Source organism: Echinicola arenosa (assembly GCF_014841125.1).
Classification (GTDB): domain Bacteria; phylum Bacteroidota; class Bacteroidia; order Cytophagales; family Cyclobacteriaceae; genus Echinicola; species Echinicola arenosa.
The window spans coordinates 1,021,755-1,039,907 of the sequence record NZ_JACYTQ010000002.1; the positions used below are offsets into that span (position 1 = coordinate 1,021,755).

The window sequence follows — 18,153 nt, forward strand, 5'->3', positions numbered from 1 at the left end:
ATAGCGTTTTAATCTCCTATCCCAGATCCTATCAAAAAGTAGTCAAGCACTAAAACTTACTTCCTACTTTCAAACTTTGAATGCATAAACAAAAGCTGATAAGCAATGGAGTTTTTCCAATAGTCTCCATTGTGTACACCTGGTCTGGCTGTAAAATCATGGGGAATATTGCGTTGCTCCAGTTTCTCATGTAACCGCACATTGGCATCATAAAAGAAGTCATGTACCCCGCAATCGATGATGATGTCCAAGCTTCTTCCATCCAGCAAATAAAGCATATTGATCACGGTATTTTCTTCCCAAACCTCTTTGTTTTCCGCATAGGATCCTAGTCTTTTGGCAATATCCCAGTTCATAGGAAAAGGCCGGATATCTACTCCACCACTTGTGCTCCCAGCTACACTGAAAGTCTCCTGATGTTTAAAACCCAGGTATAAGCCTCCATGGCCTCCCATACTCAAACCAGTAATCCCTCGATAGTTTCTATCTGCTTTGGTGGAATAGTGTTCATCCACCCAATTAACCAACTCCATAGACACAAAAGTCTCATACTGCATTTTAGGGTCTATAGGACTGTCGTAATACCAACTGGTGACTCCTGCATCAGGGCAGACTATGATCATGCCGTAGAGGTCCGCAAAATACTGTAAATCGGCAATCCCTGACCAAGATGTATAGTTGCCACCAGCTCCATGCAAAAGATAGACAGTGGGATAAGTGAGCGACTCATCATAAACAGAAGGAGTAAAAAGTAAATTGGGAATGGTCTTGTTCATTTTTTGGCTATAAACCTGGATGGTATCTGTCTTGGCTAAAACCAAGCTACTAAAGCCCAAAATAAAACTAAAAATAAGCGATATCTTTTTCATGCTGGGAAAATTTATTCAAGGTTAATTGATTTGTTAATCTTCCTTGCAATTAAAAGAAACTTTAGAGAACATATAGGAAAAAATTTTAGAATGGTAAATAAAATCAATTCAGCACTGTTTTTCAATCAGGATTTCTCTACCTCATTCACTTTCTTTTTCAAACTTCCCAATTGCAAAATTCAATTTGATGTAGAAAGCACTGGGATCAAATTTCGGGGCATTCGTAATGATCAGGTCTTTCCGAAGGTCTGGATTGAAATTGCGACGCAACTTGGTCACACTAGAATAAACATTCAACATATAGCCTACCTGAAGGCCCATTCGCGAATAAACTCCTATTTGGGTAGTGGGCTTCAAAAAGGCTCCTAAAATTTTATCCGCATTGATGCTAAAATTCAATCCGATGTTACGCTGATACATAAAGCTGGTATTCATTCCGCCCATTAAGTTCTCACCGAAATCTGTATTGAGATCTGTAACGATCATGTCCAAAGAAGTAGATCCATAATACACGCCGATTTTAGGGTAAAATCTCCAATCCTTGATGTTGCTATTCTTCCAATGATATTGAAAGCCTCCAGTGACATGGATGGGCAAATAACGATAATTCACAAAATCATTGCTGTATCTTTTTTTGTTCAAGTTAAATTCTGTCTCTGCAAAAAAGCCCATTCCTGACATAGCCACGTAAGAAACCCCTCCTCCCAAAGTAGCTGTTTGCTTTTCAAAAGTTTGGTAACCTGCATCAGCAAAGTATTGATTCAATTCCGTGTAAGGTTGATTTTTGAAACCTGCAGAAATGTAAAAGTCTGTAAAGTATATTTTATCCTGGGCCATTGATGAAGCTTGTATGGCCAACACCAAGATCAACATAAAGAATAATCGCTTTGTCATCATATTTTTATTTCTAAAGGGCATCGCTCAGATCTAGTTTCACCTCAAATCTTCGGCCATCCTTAAGGCACAAATTTAAATTTATCTAATTTTATTTGTTTTCAGCATCTTTCTTATTGATTTCATCAGAAGCTTTTTTAAAGTTTCTCTAAAAGTAATGAAATGATGATCTAAGCAATCTATCTGGTTGTTTGAGTAACTTGATAAACTCTTTACCTCATTAGGATTTGGATGAAATGGTGTGTTTCCCATCAACTTCATAATTCATCCACATCCTATATAGTTATATTATATTCTTTTTTAAATAAAAAACTATTACAGTTATTAAGGTGTGGATTTGTGGGTAAGTTTTTGGTATTTATTTACCCACACGGTTTCAATCTCTTTTCCATAGTTAATTCACTTCCTATTCACAATTTATCAACTTGTAACTTGTTATGAATTAGGTGCTTTTATAAATCTGTTCATTTTTGTGCATAAATGACTATGTGGTAAAATGTGTATGAATTCCTGTGTGTATAAATGTGGATAGACGTTTATAAATTTGGGGTTATCCATGGGGGTAAAAAAATTATCCCAAAAGCGAATTTACTTTTGGGATAACTCTGAATTTGTCCATAAGTTATAGACAGTTATTCACACTATATTCCATAGTTATCTACATCTCATTTGGACTGATTTCTTCTACTTCTTTCGGTTCTTCAATAGGTGTTTGTGGTAGGCCTGTTTCTCTTCTGGCATCTATATTTACATCATTATTGGTCCATTTTCCTCTTAAGAGCACCTTGTATGATTTGCTTTCTTGATTGAAATAATAATAGACTGGTTCAGGCTGTCTTTTGTCTTGATAATTACCTGGGTCCCATTTTTTATTTCCATTCCTATCAATAATAGCTCTAATTTTATATTCTCCTGCTTTGATTTTTTTAAAGCTATAATCAAAGTTTTCTGTTAGATAGATTTCTTTTACTACTGTCTCATCTGTGTTTAATAACTGGACGATGATAGGTAATTCGTCCGTTAGGATTTTACCAGATACTTCGTCTGCTAGATCATCTGTATTCTGTTTTTTGAAATTGGTTTTGATGGACTTTTTGTTGTACTGCCCTTCTACGTCTTCAAAGGTGGAGTCGGCAGCTAGAAGATTATAATTGCTGATGGAGAGTGTGTCATTGATAGGAACTGTCAATACCAGTTCCGTCCTTCTTGCACTGTCTTTAAAGCTCAAATGTTCTGGCTTAATTTGGATAAATGAAGCTGAATCGTATTGGATATAAAGTGAATCATAATGGATCACATTTACAGGTTTGTTAAAGCTGAAGTCTGTGTTGATACTTTGATTAAACTCTTTGTTTTTTCCCAATGTGACTTCCAAAAGTTGCGCTTTTCTATCACTGTTCATAAATGATGCATAAAGAGTGGTATCTATTTTGAATCCTACCGAGTCCTGAACAATTAGTTTTACTTGTGTACTGTCATCTCTTATTTCAGTGTGATAGAACCTGATTTGTTTTTCATCAAGTCGATAGAATAGCTTTTGACCAATATCTGGATGTTCCACTCGTAGAGATGCCGGAGATTTGCTAAGCACCACATCAAAGTTGCTTCCGATAGCTGAGGTCCTGTTGACCTTAAAGTCTGATAGGTCACCTCTATAAAGACTAAAGTGGGCATTGGTAACATCTTCCATGATAGAGACGGTATCAGTTATAAAAGAATATTGTTCACTCTTAAACTCAGCTTTGGAGGTATTGTTATTATCTTGAAAAGCGTAGGCTCTGTATTTTCCTCCTTTGATATTAGTTATTTCAAAGTTCCCTGATGAATCTGCTTGAGTTAAGTAATAGGGAGGATCGCTAAACACATCCATAGTATCATCTTGTATTCGGTATAGACCTACAAGAACATCTTTGATTTCTTGGGTTTTGGGAGGAAATATAAAATCTACCTTTCCTGAAAAGCTAAGGCTATCAATCATTCTTCCAGTCGAAAAAACCAATTTTAGGTTTTCAGCGGGGTTATTTTCTGATATATCCTGGATACTTTTTTGAAAGTTAAACACATAAGTAGTGCTATCTTCCAATTCCTGATTGAGTTTGATTTTCAAAGTATTCTTGATGGGAAGGATTTCCATCTTATCTTTCTCCAAACTTGGAGTGATAATAATATTTCGAATGGGGTTATCTGCCTTAATGTATTCGTTGAATTCCAAGATGATTTGCTCTGGCTTGATATTGAGCGATTGGTCCTTAGGATTGGATGATAAAAGTTGTGGTGGGGCCTCATCCTTTGGTCCACCCATAGGAGAACTTTGTTTTGCGCATGCGTAACAAAAGATGATGGCTATAGTAGCAAGAACTATTTGGTAAAATCTTTTATTCATTTCTTCTTTAATATAAACAGTATGCTTGAATAGTTATTGTTATTTATTTTAGCATTTTTATTTGACTTATATCCTGTCAAAAAGGAATTAATTAGATTTTTCTTGTTATATTTTATACTGTTGGATAGAATTGATACATAATAACTGTCGAAGGGCATAGGTTCTTTTGCACTTATTCGAAGGTCATATTCTTCAGCTAAGTATTGCATGGTCTCCTGAGTGAAATGATAAAGATGTCTAGGTACATCCAATGCTGCCCAATTTTCCTTGAATAATGATGAATCATAGGAGTCGTAATTGGGAACAGCTAAGAATAAAGTGCCTCTTTTTTTGAGCTTACTGAGCAAGAATTCCATTGTTCCTTTAAGATCATGAACGTGTTCTAAAACGTGAAAGAGTGTAATGGCATCGAATTTTTTTTCCTTATCCAATTCTTTTATTTCCGAACAGACATTCAGATCAAAATTATCCTTTGCAATTTTAGCGGCTTCTTTGCTTGGCTCTAATCCACAACAGTCCCATCCATTGGTTTTTGCTTGATTTAGGAGATGACCAGTTCCAGATCCAAAGTCCAGAAGTCTGCCCTTTTGCGCTGTATGTTTATTGATCCAATTTACCTTTTGCTGTAGAGTATATTTCCTTACCTGTTTGTAAATGAAATTGACAATGTTGTTGGATTTATCAGTATGGGATATGTAATCTTCCGACTTGTAGTATTCCCCGATATGTTCCTGATCTGGACGTGGGTTTGTGAATAAAAAATGGCATTTGTCACATTTGCAAATAGTAAAGGATTCATGGGAAACACTATGATCTTTCACCACCAAATGATTAAGAAAAAGTCCACTCTGGTTTTGACAAAGTGGACATTTGGTTAATCTTTCGTACATGTTATCTTCCTAAATAAACAGTGAGTATAGATAAATCTGCTGGGGAAACACCACTGATTCTTGATGCTTGGCCCAAAGTTTCTGGTTTAATCTTATGTAGTTTTTGTTTTCCTTCTGCAGAAAGTGCTGGAACAGATAAGTAATCAAAATTTAATGGAATTTTGAAGTTTTCCATATTATTAAGCTTCTCTACCATTTGTTGTTCCTTCTCAATATAACTATTGTACTTGACCTGAATTTCTGCTTGTTCTAAGACATCTTTAGGATATTTGGTGAGATAGGATTTGATATCACGATCTAAATTCATAATGGATTGTAGGCCCAATTGTGGCCTTTTAAGAAGTTTCTCCACTGTTATTTTTTCTTTAATAGTGGCTGTTTCCATATCTTCCAATCCTGTATTGATGTCCTCAGGACTTAGTTTTTTCTGTTTGAGATCATTAATCAGTTTGGCTGTATCATTCTTCTTATCGATCATTTTTTCTAATCTCTCATCAGATGCCAAGCCAACGGCATGACCCATTTGGGTTAAGCGGAGATCTGCATTGTCTTGTCTCAGTAAGAGTCTGAATTCAGCCCTGGAGGTAAACATACGATAAGGTTCTTCGGTCCCTTTATTGATAAGGTCATCTATCAATACTCCAATATAGGCATCTGATCTTTTAAGGATAAAAGGTGATTCTTCTAGAACTTTTCTAGCAGCATTCATTCCGGCAATTAGACCTTGAGAGGCCGCTTCTTCATAACCTGTGGTTCCATTGATTTGGCCTGCGAAAAACAGGTTTTCTACCAATTGTGTTTCCAAGGTTAGTTTCAATTGAGTTGGAGGGAAGAAGTCATATTCTATGGCGTAGCCTGGTCTGAACATTTTACAGTTTTCGAAACCAGCTATTTTTCTGATCGCTTTATATTGTACATCTTCCGGTAAAGAAGTGGAAAATCCATTGACATAGATTTCTACTGTATCCCATCCTTCTGGTTCTACAAATATTTGATGTCGATCTCTTTCAGCAAATCGATTGATTTTATCTTCAATTGATGGACAATAACGTGGACCTAAGCCCTGAATTCTTCCATTAAACATAGGGGATCTATCGAAACCCGTTTCTAATGTTTCATGAACTTCCTTGTTAGTGTAAGTAATCCAACAAGTTCTTTGTTCTTTGAGAGGTGTTGTTTCATCGGAGAAAGAGAACTTTTCAGGGTTTTCATCGCCATACTGAACCTCCATTTTTGAATAGTCAAGGCTTCTTCCATCGACTCTTGGAGGTGTACCCGTTTTCATTCTTCCTGCTTCGAAACCCAGTTCCACCAACTGCTCTGTAATTCCTCGTGCAGCTGATTCACCTGTACGACCTCCTCCAAATTGTTTTTCTCCAATATGGATTAAGCCATTGAGGAAAGTACCGTTCGTTAGAACAACAGATTTGGCCTTGATTTCAAGCCCTATACTGGTTTTTACCCCTACTACCCTTTTGTCTTTCACGACTAAACCAGTGACCATTTCTTGCCAAAAATCAACGTTGGGCGTTTTTTCCAAGGCTAATCTCCACTCTTCTGCAAATCTCATTCGGTCATTTTGTGATCTTGGAGACCACATAGCAGGACCTTTTGATCGGTTTAGCATTCTGAATTGAATCATGGACTTATCAGAAATGATACCAGATTGCCCACCAAGAGCATCAATTTCCCTAACGATCTGTCCTTTTGCTACACCTCCCATTGCTGGATTACATGACATTTGGGCAATAGTATTCATGTTCATGGTACATAACAGTACCGAACTTCCCATCTTTGCTGCTGCGTGAGCTGCTTCACAGCCAGCATGCCCTGCCCCAACTACTATTACGTCATATTCTGGAAACATATTATTTGTATTTATGAGTGTTCCACGTGGAACACTTTTATGTCAATTATTTTGTTTTCACTGTTTCACGTGGAACAGTGAGAGTGTTTTGTTGTTGAGTGTTTCACGTGGAACGTTTTATTGGATTATGTGTTTTGTAGTGTTTCACGTGGAACAGTGGTTTTATTGTTTTGTTAGTTCTGAATAACTGTCTAATGAAGCGTTTTCTTTTTGTCTCATTAAATGTGCTTCCTCTTTGCTTTTGTCTTTGTAGCCGCAGAGATGAAGAAGTCCATGGCTAAGAACGCGCAAAGCTTCATGATGAAAGTCTTGGTTTTCAGTTTTGGCGTTGTCCTTTACTCTTTCGATACTTATAAAGATATCTCCTTCAATGGTGTTTTCTTCTTCTGAGTTGTCAAAAGTAATAATATCGGTATAAGTGTCATGATCTAAGTAATCAACGTTGATTTTATATAAATATTCGTCTGAGCAGAATATATAGTTTAGATCAGTTATTATAAATCCTTCTCTTTTGGCAACTTCCCTTAACCATTTTTTGGTTAGGTTCTTTTGAGGGAGGTTGTATATAATGTCTTCCTGAAAGAAATTGATTGCCATAGGTTAATTCATGTAGAAAGTTAGGACGGTTTTCTTGCCTTCATTTTCAAAATCAACTTCATCGCAAAGGTTCTTCATGATAAAGACACCACGGCCACCGGATTTTTCGATATTTTCTGGAGCAGTAGGGTCTTTTAGGTTTTCGTAATCAAACCCTTGGCCTTCGTCTTCAATAATAAACTTTAACTGGTTCTCCAGGAAATTGAGTTCAAGGTTGACTGATTTTGAAGCGTCATTCCTATTGCCATGAATGATAGCGTTACTGACACACTCCGTTACTGAAATCATAATGTTTCCATAGATATCATCATTGATCTGGAATTTTTCCTTAGCGTTATCAATGAAACTTTCTATGATCTTGATGTTCTCAATAAGAGAAGGAATAGTAATTTTGATAGATTTCATTAAGTCTTTATGGTTATTATTCTTCTGCTTAAATTTTCTATTTAATCAATTTCCAATAGAATAGGACAATGATCAGAGTGTATTACTTCTGGCAATATGCATGCTCTCTTTACTTTTTCTTTCATGGATGAGCTTGTCATATGGTAATCTATACGCCAGCCTTTGTTATTGTTTCTGGCATTGGCGCGATAACTCCACCATGTGTATTGGTGGGGTGTTGGATTGACCAATCTAAAGCTGTCATCAAAACCAGATGAAGTGAATTTATCCATCCAGGCCCTTTCTTCTGGTAAAAAACCAGAGGAATTCTTGTTCGCAACAGGATTATGAATATCTATGGCTTTGTGACAGATATTATAGTCGCCACTAAGTATTAGATTAGGAAAATCCCTGTTCAAGTCCTGCGAATACCCATAAATATCGTCCAAAAAGGCATATTTGAAGTCTTGCCGAGGACCTCCGGTAGTGCCAGAAGGAAAATAAGCACTGATAAATGAGAAGTTATCATAATCAGCACGGATCATTCTCCCCTCATCATCGTAAGCGTCTAAACCCATTCCATATTTAATGTGTTTGGGTTTTTCTTTGCTCAAGATGGCTACACCACTATATCCTTTTTTTACGGCAGGGTACCAATAAGTATGATAACCCAAGTCTTCAAATACACTGATCTCAATCTGATCAGTGTTGGCCTTTATTTCCTGTAAGCCGATGATATCCGGTGAACATGCTGCCAACCATTCCGAAAATCCTTTCCTCATGGCTGCCCGAATACCGTTGACATTATAGGATACGATATTCATATATATAAGATTTAATTTGTTTAGTCTTTAGATTTTATTTTATCCTTTTAGACTAATTAATATTTCTATTTAAAGTGAAATTTCTATTTTATGTCTATTTCAAATTCTTTTTCGAAGTATTCTAATACTTGGATCTTTAGTAATTTCTCCTGCTCTAAGATATCAAAATGAGGTAGTTCTTTTACTAAATTCCAGTGAGGCCAGCCATCTTGATCGATAGAATCAAGTTCATAGAAACCAGCCAAGCTTAAAACTTTGCAAATGGCAATGTGCATTAAGTCCTGCTTTTGCTCTTTGCTGAAGTTTTTCATGCCTTTGCCTAATTCTTGGACACCGATGATAAAAAGCACCCCATTTAGATCTGCGGGCTTTTTACCAATCAAATCCTGAATACCCACCAAGAGCTTGGACCACCTTTTTTCTATATCTAAATCTTTCTTTAGCATTATCCAGCTTTATTTTCCAATTCCTCCCAGTATTCCACGGCTTTTCGTAAGTGAGGAATTACGATGGTTCCACCAATAAGGTTGGCGATAGAAAATACTTCAAACACCTGTTCTTTGGTCAGACCAACCTCATGGCATTTTCCTAAGTGATAGCGAACACAGTCATCGCAACGCAGCACCATGGAACAGGCTAGGCCAATCATTTCCTTTGATTGGATGTCAACGGCCCCTGGTGTGAAGGCATTTGTGTCCAGATTGAAAATACGTTTGAGCACTTTATTGTCTTCTCCAAGAATCTTCTCGTTCATCTTGGCACGATACTCGTTGAATTCGTCTACTAAATTCATTAACTTATAGGATAGTTTTTATCTAATTAGCAAATATAGCAGGTATTTTCCTGTCAATTAGAACTAACAAGCCTTTTTCCTAATGCGTTTCACTTTTTTCAATGATTTTTTGGCTTTGGTATTTCCAGAGACCTGCTGCATGTGCAAACGGAGCCTGTTTGATTTCGAAAATCAACTTTGTCGGGTATGTCAGGGCAAATTGCCCCTTACTACTTACCATTTACGTCCTCAAAATAATGATTTGGCCATAAAAATCATGGGATTGACCAAGGCTGGGAATGTAATGGCCTTTTTAAGATTTACCAAAAAAGGAATGAGCCAAAGATTACTACACCAATTGAAATACCGTAATAAACCTGAGTTAGGTCAGGTTTTGGGTAAGCTTTATGGTCAAAGATTAAAGCAAAGTGGGATTGAAATCAGGTGGGACTTTATCATTGCTGTTCCCTTACATCCATTAAAGGAAAAGCGACGCGGGTACAATCAAAGTTTGCAGTTTGCCTTAGGGTTAGCTTCAACTTTAGACATACTTATTGACCAATCTTTGGTGAGAACCAAGTTTACGGTGACGCAGACCAAAAAGTCAAGAATAGCAAGGATTGAGAATGTAGAAAAGGTTTTTGGTTTGACGGGCAAAACTAATTTGGAGGGAAAGTCTATTTTATTGGTTGATGATGTGATGACCACCGGTGCCACCCTATCTGCCTGTGCCAATGTATTATTAGATGCTGGTGCAAGACAGGTGGATTTGGCGGTAATCGCAGCAGGTAGATAAGCAGTTACATGAATTGATTGTGATTATTTTTTAATCTGATTATCCGCAATGATGCCAGTAACCAAACATACTTTGCTTGAGTGGTCGGAAGCCTGTCTAACTGCCAGGTAGAATTGAAGTCTGAAGACCGAAGCAGTTGATATTTTAATCAAAAGGGTCGTTTCTACTCGCTTTTAATCTCTACTGTTAGAATTGCGGATATACATCTTTTTTAGTGTATTGGACTGTTGTTTTTCTGATTTTAAACTAACCATTTACTTTTTGGGTAAATAAGAGTTAAGGAGAAATGATTAAAGTAGTTTCAACGAAAATGTTTTTTCGTAATATGACACCTTGATTTATCAATAATTACCGCTGCTATACATAATCTTTTCAATCTACTTTTTCGAAAGAAAATTTACTTAATTTAATCATGTTATCATTACTTATTTGTATTTGAAATTATAATATTCAGTTTTTATAATATTCACTTAGAGACTGAGTGGTGAGGTTTAAGTTGAGTAATTTCCATTCATTTCCCAAAACCTATTCTTTTTAATGAAAAAGGCCTTATCCTTATTTTTAATCAGCTTTGCTTTGATCAATTTGGCTGTGGCACAAATCACGCCTAAGATTAGGCAGTACGATATGTGGTTGACTTCAAATGCCTCTAACCAGAGCATGAAGGGGTATTTATTTGAGGTTAGGCCGTCTTCCATTTTAACTACTGAGTCATTTCCCGAAGCATCTTCAGTACATTCCAGAATAAATGAACATGATATCGAAGATATTCGCACTTTGGAATTCAGAAAGCAGGGAAAGCTGGGTAAATCCATCATATTTGGGGCTATCATCGGAACTGCTGTTGGCTTGGCGGTTGGCAAAGTGGATGATCCAAACTGTGATGATGCTAATGGAATGTGTACCAGAACCAATATCAACGTGGTCTTAGGTGGAATGGCTTTGGGAGGTGGAATAGGAGCTTTATTGGGTTCCAGAAAAATCAAAATTCCTCTAAATGGCAAGAAAGAAAATTATAGGTTACAGCAACTGATTAAATATCAATTGGCTGATATTGAAAATTAGGAAAGAATCCATCGAATTGTCAACGCGTAAATCACAGTTCACCTTGCCAATATTACAGTTGTTGCTCTTATTTTGAAAATCATCAAATATAAGGGGTAATTGACTTTGCCCTCACCACCCCCATTTTGATCCGTCTACATTGCGATTTTTTCACTGATCAAATGCTTATTTGATTTACTTTCAAAAAGTACTTCTTTTCATATAAAGCTTTGTAAATTAAAAGCAGAATGAATCCCTCAATTAAATCAAACCCTTACCATGGCCGCTAAAAACAACCATATCAATTACCTAGAATTTAAGGCTTCTGACCTGGAAGCTATCAAGCAATTTTATCATAAAGCTTTCGGTTGGAAGTTTACCGATTACGGACCGGAATACGTGGCTTTTTCTGAGAGTGGTTTGGAAGGTGGTTTTATGAAGACTGATGAAACTGTTGTCAACGGCACCTTGGTAGTACTTTATCATGAAGACTTAGAGGGGATAAAGAAAACGGTAGAAGATTGTGGGGAAAAAATATCGGTTGACATTTTTTCATTTCCGGGAGGCAGAAGATTTCATTTTTTAGATCCTGCTGGGAATGAATTGGCGGTATGGTCTGACCGTTAAAACTACTACTGTTGTTATTTCAGCATCATTCAATTAAACCTAATAAATCCATAACACTATGATCAGAATAGTATTGTCCTTGTTGTTGCTAGCCACTTTTTCCTGCAATCAAAAGGCCAACCAATCCGAAACACTTAAAAAGCCCCATATCATCATTATATATACCGATGATATGGGAGTGGGTGATTTATCTTGCTACAATAGCGGCTGGGTGGAAACCCCCCATATCGATCAACTGGCTGCAAATGGCATTAAGTTTAACCACTATTATTCAGCAGCGCCCGTTTGCTCACCTTCGAGAGTGGGGATTACGACAGGAATGTTTCCTACGGAATGGGGCATCAATACATTTTTGCACAGCAGAAAGGGCAACACTAATTGTGAGCAGTTTGATTTTCTGGATCCTGCCGCACCTTCCATGGCCAAGGTGCTCAAGACAGCCGGTTATAAAACCAGCCACATTGGTAAGTGGCATATGGGAGGTGGCCGTGATGTGGACGATGCACCCCAAATCACGGAATATGGTTTTGATGAATATACCACCACCTATGAAGGTCCCGATCCGGATAAGCTGATCACTGCTTCCAACTGGATCTGGAGTGAACAAGATAGCATTGAAAGATGGGAAAGGACTGGTTATTTTGTAGATAAGACCTTGGACTTCCTTGCCCGAAACAAAGAAGTCCCTTGTTTTGTGAATTTTTGGCCTGATGATATGCACGACCCATGGATTCCCAATGAAGAATTTTACAATCAGCGAGATACTTGGCCCAGTAAACCTAATTTTATTCCTGTATTGGAGGAATATGACCGCCAAATTGGTCGATTGATGGCGGGTTTGGATGATTTGGGCATAGCTGAAAATACGATGATCATCTTCACCAGTGACAATGGAGCCGCACCCACTTACGAGCAGATCAGGACCAATAGCCAGAGAGGAGCCAAAAACAGTTTATATGAGGGAGGTATTCGTATGCCGTTTATTGTGAGCTGGCCAGCTATGGTTCAGCCTGGACAGACCAATAATCAAACCATCATAGGCGCAGTGGACTTATTACCGAGCTTGGCAGTGATTACTGGAGCAAAAGTTCCTGAAGAATACCAGCCTGCTGGAGAAGATTTGAGTGAGGCTTTATTAGGAAATTTGACCGTAGAACGGAAAAAAGACCTTCTATGGGATTTTGGGAGAAATGAGCATTTCAACCATCCCCGGCAGGAACATCATCGGAGCCCCCATTTGGCCATTCGTCACGAAAACTGGAAGCTTTTGGTCAATGGTGACAGTACGCATGTAGAACTTTATGATTTGGAAAAGGACTGGAATGAAACCACCAATCTCGCCAGTCAAAACACAGAATTAGCAGGTCAGCTAAGCCACAAAGTGATACAGTGGTACTGGGAAAATCGGAAAGTCCGTGACGATATTGACCGTCATGGTCTGCATTCAGGCATGTAATAGTATCGATGGTTAAGTAAAAGGAGGCAGTTATGTTATTTGTGCTGCCTCCTTAGCTAGATATGTTCAGTAAAGAATTTTTACTCTGATGTTTCTTTCAATAGAACTTCAATGGCTTTTTCCAATTGTTGGTCTCTTCCTTTATCAATAATGCCTGGGATATTTTTGACTCTTATGGCAGGTTCGGTCTGGTTGTTTTCCATCCATTCACCTGATTTATCTTTGGCACTGATAGGAACTGTTCCCCAGACCGTACCGTCTGGAAGCATTTCCCAACCTGCGAAACTGCAGGTCCCAGGCACAGGCATGCCAATGGTAGTGCCAATATTTAAATCAGTGTAACCACAGGCATAACAATGGCCATCAGAATACATACTTTCATTAAATAAAGATACAGTGGGTTTGGTCCATCTGGAAGTTGGCTCCCCACCTACCACTTTATCTTCAGTGGCATAGGTAATGAAATGCGTTCCTGTGAAGAAAGTTGCAAGATCAGCAACTAGGTCCCCGCCACTATTGAACCGAGTATCCACTACCACGCCTTTGGAATCAAAGTATTTGCCCATCATATCTTCATAGATGGAACGGTAGGGCTCATCACTCATACCCGGAATATGGACGTAACCCAACTGACCATTGCTTTTTTCTTCCACCTCTTTTCTATTGATCCTGACGAATCTTTTGTAAAACAAGCTTGACTCTTCAGAAAGGCTTATCGGTTTGACTGTGATTTGCTTGGTATTTGTTCCCTCGGCATCTGAGATATCCAACAGTAAAAACTTTCCTTCCTTATGATTGAGATAAGAGGCGATGTCCTTGTCAGGAGAAATGGGAACTCCATCAATGGATTGAATAACCATTCCTGGCTCAATGTCAAAGCCTGCCTTATCTAGCGGTCCTCCTTGAATCACCTCAGTGATCTTGATGCCTTCTCCTTCAAAATCATAATCCATAAATATGCCCAATGAAGCTGTTTTGTCCCCCTCTTTTGAAGGATTTCTGTATCGGGCGCCGGTATGGGAGACATTTAATTCTCCAAGCATTTCAGATACCATCTCGGCAAATTCGAAAGAGTTGCCCAAGTGAGGCAAGTATTTTTTATATTGTGCATACAAGGTGTCGAGGTTATTTCCATGATAAGTAGGTTCATAAAATATATTTTTAGTGCGGATGTAAACATGATCAAACATGCTTTTTCTTTCTAAGTCCTCATCCAGGTACATATCTCCGGCGATTTTAATGCTTTCCGACTTGCCCTCTTTGACATTTAGCTTTGAAATATTGCCGCTGGCCAAGAGATAAAGGTTTTCCATTTTTTTGTCCCAAAGCAAGCTACCTCCTCCGGTATTGAGTTTGATGGCCATTTTGGTTTCTCCATTGCGTAGGTTTCCTTCCCATAGGTTGTTTTTGTCTTCAAAACTAGAAAGATAGTAGATTTTTTCATTGTCTTTGGAAAGCACGGCATCACTGAGATTACTGGAATGTGTGGTTAATCTAGCTTTTCGCTCCCTGATTCCTACCCAGTCGAATTGAATTGGTTCTATTTGTTCCTCTTCTTTTGCATCTTCCTTACTTTTTTTATCCTTCTCTTCTTCTTTGGAATCTTCCTTTTTAGCTTCTTTCAGTGCCTTTTTTAGTTTATAGTCCTCTTCAGAAAGCCTAAATTCATCATAAGCATCTTGGCCAAAGAACATGGCATATACATCATCTTCGCTGCGGCCGCTGGTAGCATAGCTTTTCAGGCCATTGCGGTTGCTAAACCAGATCATTTGTTTTCCATCATTGACCCATTTGGGACTTGAATCATAGTAGCCACTCTCAGTGAGGTTTTCTTTTTTGCTCCCATCAGCTGCCATCAGTAAGATTTCACTATTGCTCAAAGTTTTTCCCCATCCCACCAGAAGCCATTTACTGTCGGGGCTCCAAGTAAAGTATTTGTCCCCATCTCTCATATGGAATAGCTCTTGTCTAGAAAGTAGTTCCACCTCATTTTTGCTTTCTAGATTTCTCACTTTGAGTGTTCTTCTGTCAGACACATAAGCCAATTGCTTGCCATCTGGTGAAAAAGAAGGTAAATAGCTATCTGTATTGCTACTGATTAAAGTATCCTCCCTTAAAAGGGTTGATGCATAGAAAAAAGGTTCATCATTGCGGGTTTTTTCGGTTTTGAAAATGCTCCATTTTCCATCACGTTCGCTCGAATAAACTACCCCTTTTCCGTTAGGAGTAAAAGATACAAACCTTTCTGCTTCAGGTGTATTGGTGATTCTCTTGGTTAGTGAACCGTCCACAGAAGTGACAAAAACCTCTCCTCGAGCGATAAAAGCGATTTCCTTTCCGTTGGGTGAAATGGACATTTCTTGGACACCTCCTTGTATGGTGATATAGCTGTCCGTGTTTTGACTATCTTGGGTCCGGATATTTACTTGTACCTTTTTTGGTGCCGCACCTGCTTGAAGTGTGTAAAGCTCACCATCATAGCCAAAAGATAGGGTGCCTCCTCCAAAACTTAAAAACCTCACTGGAAATGTATCAAAGTCAGTGACTTGAGTATTGTTCTCCGGCTGGGATAAGTTCAGTTGATGGACATTGAAATTTCCACTTTCTTCGCTTAAGTAATAGATATTTTCCTCATTTTCATCAAAAACAGGTTGTCTGTCTTCTCCTTTAAAAGTGGTAATCATTTGATGTTTTTGACTTTCCACATCATATTTCCAAATATCCCGAGTAACAGCAGAAATGTGATGCTTTCTCCATTCATCCTCTCTTCCCGGACGATCATGATAGAGCATGGTTTTTCCGTCTCTACTGACCTGTACATCCTCTGCAGAAATGGTCAGTAGCTGGTCTACCCGGCCTCCTAAAACGGGAACCTGATAAAGTTCTGGTTGGTAGCTGGCGGGATACTGTCGGTGACTGGCCAAGTCCAGTCTACTTGCCCCAAAAATTACAGCTTTGTCATCTGCGGAAAATGAATAAGGATATTCGTTTGTACTGTGAAAGGTCAGGCGCTTGGCCGGTCCACCTAGGGCGTCCATCACATATACATCAAAATTCCCATATCGCTCAGAAGCAAATGCTATTGATTTTCCGTCCTTGCTCCAAATGGGCATAAAATCATGTGATGAATGGAAAGTAAGTTGAAGGGCATTCCCTCCATCTGAAGGGACGCGATATAAATTACCTTTGTATGTGAAAGCAATGTTTTTTCCATCTGGTGAGATGGTCGGATAACGGATCCATTTGGGTGACGTCTGTGCCTGGGAGATGGCAGTAGTAATAAACAGAAATAGTAGGGTAAGGAGTTGTTTCATAGGATTTTATTGAAGGGAAGTATATTTAAAAGTTGAATTATTAAAGATGGAAAAAAATGATGAAATTTTAAACAAACTGAATTGGGCGTTTTCTGTGTTTATCCAATGATTGTATGGCTAATAATATATGCCTATGTTCATGACATAGGTATGTAGAACATTTTATAGATTAGGAATAATGGATTACAAAAACATCATCGATAAGTTGGGCTTGGAAGCTCACCCTGAAGGAGGTTATTTTAAAGAAGTGTATCGAAGCATGGGGAAGATTGATTCTGCTAATCTTCCTGAGGGAATGGAAGGGAAAAGGAACTATGCGACCAGCATTTACTTTTTGTTGACATCTGATACTTTTTCAGCCTTTCATCGCATCAAACAGGACGAAACCTGGCACTTTTACATAGGCTCTCCGGTTCGTTTATTTACCATTTCACCAAAGGGAGAGTTTCAACAGTATATCATAGGCAGTGATATATGGAATGGTGCATTTCTCCAATTTACTGTTCCTGCGGGTTATTGGTTTGCCGCTGAGCTGGTGGAGAAAGAGAGTTTTGCCTTGGTAGGTTGCACAGTGGCACCGGGTTTTGACTTTCGAGATTTTGAGTTGGCAGAACGCGAAAAATTAGCTTCAGAATTTCCTCAGCATAAAGAATTGATCAAAAGACTCACCAGAGCAATTTAGAGTTTTCTAATAATTGGGAGACTTGATTTTGTACATCGAACTTGTCGCAAGTAATATTCACCGAGAAAAAACGGTCATTTACCGATATTTTAGATCTACTGACCTATTTTTGTAGCGTGGCTAGTCTAAACTTAATTAGGTTTGAAGCTCATTACCATTTTTTGGGTAATGTTATTTTCAATTATTTAAACCATAAAAATTTGTTAATGATGAAGAAATCAATTTTTGTTCTAATCCCAGTTTTGCTGTTGGTACTTTCTTCTTTTTCTTATGAGCATGGAATGTGGACAGTCCAAGAAGAGGTCAAAAGAGAAGATTTTGTTGCTTCATGGGAGTTATCGAACCTCCAGCCCTATGAAGCGTCCAGAAAGGATGAAATTAGAAGCTTTCAACTCCATCCTGACTCGACAGCTAGTATTTTGTTGGGAAAAAGAGAAGTAAAAGGATCATGGAAATTTGTGGAAAAGGACAGCAAATTCGCAGCTAGGTATGCAAAATCACCTTGGGCCAATTCCGTTGTGATACTTGAAGTACATCGGGATCAATCTCACATTGATTTTATTGCTTATAAACTAGGTGAAGCAGCATCACAGCTGGTAAGTGCTGGTGGTGAAACGTATGAGAAACAATAAGTGACTCAGGTCAAATAATTTATCCAACAGTTAGGTTAACTATAAAATGATAACTTGGCTGATGGATAAATTGGTTTTCAGATTGACAATAAATTGAATTTTTATCATCCATAACTATTCCA

Annotated in this window: 17 protein-coding genes; 6 read left to right on the forward strand and 11 right to left on the reverse strand. The window is 38.2% G+C overall.

Annotated features, from left to right (window positions below; translation table 11 throughout):
• Positions 1-56: 56 nt before the first annotated feature.
• The 10 genes from IFO69_RS09050 to IFO69_RS09095 form a co-directional block, all read right to left on the reverse strand.
• Positions 57-869, reverse strand: coding sequence for an alpha/beta hydrolase (locus IFO69_RS09050; RefSeq protein ID WP_192009736.1), 813 nt, complete (start codon positions 867-869; stop codon positions 57-59).
• Between the two features lie 141 nt (positions 870-1,010).
• A complete protein-coding gene (locus IFO69_RS09055; protein ID WP_225444056.1) occupies positions 1,011-1,766 on the reverse strand; it encodes a hypothetical protein in 756 nt (251 codons plus the stop codon).
• Positions 1,767-2,421: 655 nt separating this feature from the next.
• On the reverse strand, positions 2,422-4,065 hold the full coding sequence (locus tag IFO69_RS09060; protein WP_225444057.1) for an Ig-like domain-containing domain: 1,644 nt from the start codon (positions 4,063-4,065) through the stop codon (positions 2,422-2,424).
• Between the two features lie 77 nt (positions 4,066-4,142).
• The gene (locus IFO69_RS09065; RefSeq protein ID WP_192009738.1) at positions 4,143-5,036 is read right to left on the reverse strand and encodes a class I SAM-dependent methyltransferase; all 894 of its coding nucleotides are present in this window, start codon (positions 5,034-5,036) and stop codon (positions 4,143-4,145) included.
• A 1-nt stretch (position 5,037) separates the two neighbouring features.
• Positions 5,038-6,903: a tRNA uridine-5-carboxymethylaminomethyl(34) synthesis enzyme MnmG gene (gene mnmG, locus IFO69_RS09070; protein WP_192009739.1), complete on the reverse strand. Its 1,866-nt coding sequence runs from the start codon at positions 6,901-6,903 to the stop codon at positions 5,038-5,040.
• Between the two features lie 162 nt (positions 6,904-7,065).
• The gene (gene ybeY, locus IFO69_RS09075) at positions 7,066-7,500 is read right to left on the reverse strand and encodes an rRNA maturation RNase YbeY (RefSeq protein ID WP_192009740.1); all 435 of its coding nucleotides are present in this window, start codon (positions 7,498-7,500) and stop codon (positions 7,066-7,068) included.
• A gap of 3 nt (positions 7,501-7,503) precedes the next feature.
• Positions 7,504-7,905, reverse strand: a complete 402-nt coding sequence (locus tag IFO69_RS09080) for an ATP-binding protein (RefSeq protein WP_192009741.1) — start codon at positions 7,903-7,905, stop codon at positions 7,504-7,506.
• A gap of 41 nt (positions 7,906-7,946) precedes the next feature.
• Positions 7,947-8,708 carry an exodeoxyribonuclease III gene (locus IFO69_RS09085; RefSeq protein WP_192009742.1) on the reverse strand — a complete coding sequence of 254 codons (762 nt, stop codon included), beginning with the start codon at positions 8,706-8,708 and terminating at the stop codon, positions 7,947-7,949.
• Between the two features lie 83 nt (positions 8,709-8,791).
• Complete coding sequence (locus IFO69_RS09090; RefSeq protein ID WP_192009743.1) at positions 8,792-9,154, reverse strand: hypothetical protein; 363 nt, start codon at positions 9,152-9,154, stop codon at positions 8,792-8,794.
• Entirely contained in the window at positions 9,154-9,501 is a 348-nt protein-coding gene (locus tag IFO69_RS09095; protein ID WP_192009744.1) for a carboxymuconolactone decarboxylase family protein, read from the reverse strand. Before IFO69_RS09095 ends, IFO69_RS09090 begins: the two co-directional genes overlap by 1 nt.
• Before the next feature lie 82 nt (positions 9,502-9,583).
• Between IFO69_RS09095 and IFO69_RS09100 the strand changes: the two genes are divergently transcribed.
• From IFO69_RS09100 to IFO69_RS09115, 4 genes are all read left to right on the forward strand, one after another.
• Positions 9,584-10,276, forward strand: a complete 693-nt coding sequence (locus IFO69_RS09100) for a ComF family protein (RefSeq protein WP_192009745.1) — start codon at positions 9,584-9,586, stop codon at positions 10,274-10,276.
• A gap of 537 nt (positions 10,277-10,813) precedes the next feature.
• A complete protein-coding gene (locus IFO69_RS09105) occupies positions 10,814-11,341 on the forward strand; it encodes a hypothetical protein (RefSeq protein ID WP_192009746.1) in 528 nt (175 codons plus the stop codon).
• Between the two features lie 258 nt (positions 11,342-11,599).
• Complete coding sequence (locus IFO69_RS09110) at positions 11,600-11,947, forward strand: VOC family protein (protein ID WP_192009747.1); 348 nt, start codon at positions 11,600-11,602, stop codon at positions 11,945-11,947.
• Between the two features lie 58 nt (positions 11,948-12,005).
• Positions 12,006-13,403, forward strand: coding sequence for a sulfatase-like hydrolase/transferase (locus tag IFO69_RS09115; protein WP_192009748.1), 1,398 nt, complete (start codon positions 12,006-12,008; stop codon positions 13,401-13,403).
• A gap of 80 nt (positions 13,404-13,483) precedes the next feature.
• Here IFO69_RS09115 and IFO69_RS09120 read toward each other — a convergent pair whose 3' ends face one another.
• A complete protein-coding gene (locus IFO69_RS09120; RefSeq protein ID WP_192009749.1) occupies positions 13,484-16,717 on the reverse strand; it encodes a S41 family peptidase in 3,234 nt (1,077 codons plus the stop codon).
• A 178-nt stretch (positions 16,718-16,895) separates the two neighbouring features.
• Here IFO69_RS09120 and IFO69_RS09125 point away from each other — a divergent pair, with 178 nt between their 5' ends.
• A complete protein-coding gene (locus tag IFO69_RS09125) occupies positions 16,896-17,399 on the forward strand; it encodes a cupin domain-containing protein (RefSeq protein WP_192009750.1) in 504 nt (167 codons plus the stop codon).
• Positions 17,400-17,605: 206 nt separating this feature from the next.
• A complete protein-coding gene (locus tag IFO69_RS09130) occupies positions 17,606-18,031 on the forward strand; it encodes a hypothetical protein (RefSeq protein WP_192009751.1) in 426 nt (141 codons plus the stop codon).
• The last annotated feature ends 122 nt before the right edge of the window (positions 18,032-18,153 follow it).

Bases quoted from the DNA above. Each gene is read 5' to 3' on its own strand.
- IFO69_RS09055 (WP_225444056.1), bottom strand. From the start codon at position 1,766: ATGATGACAAAGCGATTATTCTTTATGTTGATCTTGGTGTTGGCCATA.
- IFO69_RS09060 (WP_225444057.1), bottom strand. From the start codon at position 4,065: ATGGGTGGACCAAAGGATGAGGCCCCACCACAACTTTTATCATCCAAT.
- ybeY (WP_192009740.1), bottom strand. From the start codon at position 7,500: ATGGCAATCAATTTCTTTCAGGAAGACATTATATACAACCTCCCTCAA.
- mnmG (WP_192009739.1), bottom strand. From the start codon at position 6,903: ATGTTTCCAGAATATGACGTAATAGTAGTTGGGGCAGGGCATGCTGGC.
- IFO69_RS09095 (WP_192009744.1), bottom strand. From the start codon at position 9,501: ATGAATTTAGTAGACGAATTCAACGAGTATCGTGCCAAGATGAACGAG.
- IFO69_RS09130 (WP_192009751.1), top strand. From the start codon at position 17,606: ATGATGAAGAAATCAATTTTTGTTCTAATCCCAGTTTTGCTGTTGGTA.
- IFO69_RS09110 (WP_192009747.1), top strand. From the start codon at position 11,600: ATGGCCGCTAAAAACAACCATATCAATTACCTAGAATTTAAGGCTTCT.
- IFO69_RS09085 (WP_192009742.1), bottom strand. From the start codon at position 8,708: ATGAATATCGTATCCTATAATGTCAACGGTATTCGGGCAGCCATGAGG.
- IFO69_RS09115 (WP_192009748.1), top strand. From the start codon at position 12,006: ATGATCAGAATAGTATTGTCCTTGTTGTTGCTAGCCACTTTTTCCTGC.
- IFO69_RS09080 (WP_192009741.1), bottom strand. From the start codon at position 7,905: ATGAAATCTATCAAAATTACTATTCCTTCTCTTATTGAGAACATCAAG.
- IFO69_RS09120 (WP_192009749.1), bottom strand. From the start codon at position 16,717: ATGAAACAACTCCTTACCCTACTATTTCTGTTTATTACTACTGCCATC.
- IFO69_RS09125 (WP_192009750.1), top strand. From the start codon at position 16,896: ATGGATTACAAAAACATCATCGATAAGTTGGGCTTGGAAGCTCACCCT.
- IFO69_RS09090 (WP_192009743.1), bottom strand. From the start codon at position 9,154: ATGCTAAAGAAAGATTTAGATATAGAAAAAAGGTGGTCCAAGCTCTTG.
- IFO69_RS09100 (WP_192009745.1), top strand. From the start codon at position 9,584: ATGCGTTTCACTTTTTTCAATGATTTTTTGGCTTTGGTATTTCCAGAG.
- IFO69_RS09105 (WP_192009746.1), top strand. From the start codon at position 10,814: ATGAAAAAGGCCTTATCCTTATTTTTAATCAGCTTTGCTTTGATCAAT.
- IFO69_RS09065 (WP_192009738.1), bottom strand. From the start codon at position 5,036: ATGTACGAAAGATTAACCAAATGTCCACTTTGTCAAAACCAGAGTGGA.
- IFO69_RS09050 (WP_192009736.1), bottom strand. From the start codon at position 869: ATGAAAAAGATATCGCTTATTTTTAGTTTTATTTTGGGCTTTAGTAGC.